Genomic DNA, 3,281 nt, shown 5'->3' with positions numbered 1-3,281 from the left:
GTTTTACCGATATTGAATGGAAAAAATCTCGAGTTCGGAGCATAGGAAAGGTCGGAGACAATGGCCGTCATCGGCGGTGCGCGTGACATGAACAAGTGGAGTTCATTGCTCCGCGCAGCGGGGACGAACCGGCGGTTCCCCGGAGAGTCGAGCGAGTATCGCAGCGCCCGCGACGAACTGTTGAAGGCGGAGGCGGAGCTCCGGCGGCTGAACGAGGAGGTCTCCGCTCAGCGACGGGCGCTCCCCCTCGGGGGCCTCATCCCGGAGGACTACGTCTTCGAGGCCGCGGGTAGCGGCCGTACGGTACGGTTCTCCGAGCTGTTCGCACCGGGCAAGGACATACTGGTTGTATACAGCATGATGTTCCCGCGCTGGTCCGAAGACCCGCGGGCGAGCGCCCCCGGCAGAACGGCCCTGCTCCCGATGGACGAGCAGCCGTGCCCGTCGTGCACCTCGGTCGTCGACGGAATCGACGGATTCGTCCAGCACCTCGCCGCGCGGATCAACGTCGCCGTGGTCGCCAAGACGAGTGCCGATCGACTTGGCACCTACGCAGCAGACCGCGGCTGGCACAACTTGCAGTACATGCAATTGCTGTCCGCGCCGAACAACACCTTCAACCGCGACTACCACGCCGAGACGCCAGACGGCGAGCAAGTACCGATGCTGAACGTGTTCTCACGCGAGCAGGACGGAATCCACCACCGATGGGGGGCCGAACTAATGTTCGACGGCGGAGACTCCCGTCACCTCGACCCGATCTGGCCGATCTGGAGCGTTCTCGATCTGACACCGGACGGACGCGGAGCCGCGGCCGCCTACCCCACCGGCCAATACGCCTAGAAGCCATCGGACCCCCGGCGCAGTTCGGAACGCCGGGCCGAGTGGACCTCGAGGAAAGCGGGCGCGCTCCACCCCTACTGACAGATGATGGGTCATGGCGCGGCCTTGGTCGCCCCCGTACAGGAAGGGCTGTCGACGGCCAGGGCCTCGGAGAGGGCAGCTGCCATAGTCCTGGCTGTGCGCCTGCGAACGGCGGCTATGAGGACGGCCAGCAGCGCCAGCGCGATGACCGCGGCGCCGTAGCACATCGTCGTGGCGCGCAGGCCGAGGGTCGGTATGACCAGCCCGGCCGCTAGGGCGGGAACGCCGAAGGCGATATAGCTGACGACATAGACGGAGGCGAACAGCTTCGCCCGCTCCGTGGGGCCGGCCAGTGCTGCCAGCGCGCCGAAGGAGCCCAGGAGAGAGCTGCCCCAGCCGGCGCCCGCGAGGGCGGTTCCGAGGAAGAACAGCAGCGTCGAGGGCCCGACCAGGGCGAGCAGGGTCAGACCGGCCCCTGCGGCCAGAGCCACGCATCCCACGGTCATGACCCGGTTCGGCGCCAGGTTGCGCGACAGCAGTGAGGCCACGGCTCCCGCGCCGTAGAACGTGGTCAGCGCCAAAGCGCCCACCAGATGACTACCGATGTGCAGAACCCCCACGGCCAGCGAGGGGACCAGAGAGAGGTAGAACCCGGTGATCGCCCAGGTGGCGACAAGGCAGGGCATGATCGCCAGGAAGGCCCGGCGCGCCTGAGATGGCACCGCCACCTGTGGCTGCAGCGAGGCCCAGGCGCCCGGCCGGGGTGTGACCGGCTCGGGCAGGAAGAACACCACCACGGTCAGCACCAGGAAGACGGCAACGAGCAGGGCAAAGACCAGCATCGTGGGGGCGGGGGCGTACTGCACCAACACTCCGGAGCCCAGCGCCCCAAGCCCCAGCCCGACGGCCGGCGCGGCGCTGTTCAACAGCGAGCCAAGGCGTGAGGTGGGCGAGGGCTGCAGGTCCAGCAGCCCGGCGCCGATGCACCCTACCGCCGCACCGATCCCCAGCCCCTGCATGATGCGCGCCACCAGCAGCAACCCCACACCCTCGGCAGTGAGGAACACGACCATGGACGCTGCCTCCACGATCAGCGCGCCGGCGAGCACAGGCCTCCTGCCGACGTAGTCGGAGAGCCCCCCGACGGTCAGCAGCGCGACCAGCAGACCCAGGGCGTAGACCGCGAAGATCGTGGTGAGCATGGACGGCGAGAAGCCCCAACGGTGCTGGTACACCACCAGGAGCGGGGAAAACGCGCTCGCCGCGGCAAAGAACGCCAGGAGCGTGACGGCCAGTAGCCAGAACCCGACCGATCGCGATATTCGTTTCGCCGGAAGGCAGGGCTTGATGTGCATGATGGGGTCTCTCCGGTGAGCGGCTGGGGCGATTCGCTTCGGCACGGGCGCAGGCGCAGCGCGACAGTGCCCATCGGGCGCTGTGCGCACGATGCCAAATGAGTAAAGCGATCGCTGTACTTTGAAGCTAACGCACCCAGTCACCGAAGTAAAGCGATTGCTATACTTGTGGCATGGAGACAGAGAGCACAGCTGCTATCCGGCACCGTGGCGGCCGGGGCGCGCGCGAGCGCATCCTGCAGGCAGCCGCGAAGCTCTTCTACGAAGAGGGCATCCACGCCACCGGCATCGCCCGCCTGGTCGAGACCGCCGAGGTCTCCACGCGCACCTTCTACCAGCACTTCCCCACCAAGAACGCGCTGGTGGAGGAATACCTGCGCAACTACGAGGCCGGAATGACCCGGCGAATCGAACAGAACCTGAGCCGCCAGGGACTCTCCCCCCAAGACCAGTTGCTGGCACTGTTCACCATGCTCGCTGAGGCAACCTCGGGACCCTCAGGGCGTCTGACGAACCGCGGCTGCCCGCTCCACAACGCCGCCGTCGAAGCCGCAGGGCACATGCCCGACGTGCAGGAACTGGTCCACCACCACAAGAACGGCATCACCCAGCAGCTCACCGGCGTCGCCGCCCGTGCAGGTGCCGCCAACCCGGACCAATTGGGCCGACAGTTGAACGTCCTCCTCGAAGGCGCCACCGCCCTGCAGACCTCCCTCGACAGCCCCTGCCCCCGCCATGACGCCCTCGAGGCCGCCCGCGTACTGATCGAGCACGCCCTTCCCGAAACACGGCCTGCCAACTGACCCGTGCTCATGGTCGGGCGCCTCTATGGTTCCGATCGGCGCATTTCGCCGGTGCCCCTCCAGGCCGCAAGGGACCATCTGGGACAGGCGCCGGGAGGAGTCGGCCAGCTCCCGCGGGCCAGCCCTCGCCTCGTTCCGCGGCCTGCAGCCAGGCGACTTCCCGAGCCTGGGCGCGGGCCGAGCGCAGAGAAGCCAGTGCCCGCTCGTCAACGCGAGCGGACCATGAGGTACTTCCACTCACCCGGCGGGCCCAGCGCTT

Annotated in this window: 3 protein-coding genes; 2 read left to right on the top strand and 1 reads right to left on the bottom strand. The window is 67.6% G+C overall.

The window, feature by feature from the left end; genetic code table 11:
- Positions 1-60: 60 nt before the first annotated feature.
- Positions 61-843: a DUF899 family protein gene (locus VXC91_RS43870; RefSeq protein WP_329512932.1), complete on the top strand. Its 783-nt coding sequence runs from the start codon at positions 61-63 to the stop codon at positions 841-843.
- 92 nt (positions 844-935) lie between these two features.
- Here the strand turns inward: VXC91_RS43870 and VXC91_RS43865 are convergent, their stop codons facing one another.
- Positions 936-2,219 carry an MFS transporter gene (locus tag VXC91_RS43865; RefSeq protein WP_329512931.1) on the bottom strand — a complete coding sequence of 428 codons (1,284 nt, stop codon included), beginning with the start codon at positions 2,217-2,219 and terminating at the stop codon, positions 936-938.
- Between the two features lie 173 nt (positions 2,220-2,392).
- On the opposite strand from VXC91_RS43865, the gene VXC91_RS43860 reads away from it, so the two are divergent.
- The gene (locus tag VXC91_RS43860; RefSeq protein ID WP_329512930.1) at positions 2,393-3,022 is read left to right on the top strand and encodes a TetR/AcrR family transcriptional regulator; all 630 of its coding nucleotides are present in this window, start codon (positions 2,393-2,395) and stop codon (positions 3,020-3,022) included.
- Positions 3,023-3,281 lie beyond the last annotated feature (259 nt).

The sequence above is a fragment of the Streptomyces chiangmaiensis genome, assembly GCF_036281785.1.
Lineage (GTDB): Bacteria > Actinomycetota > Actinomycetes > Streptomycetales > Streptomycetaceae > Streptomyces > Streptomyces chiangmaiensis.
This window is presented reverse-complemented; position numbering and strand designations above follow the sequence as displayed.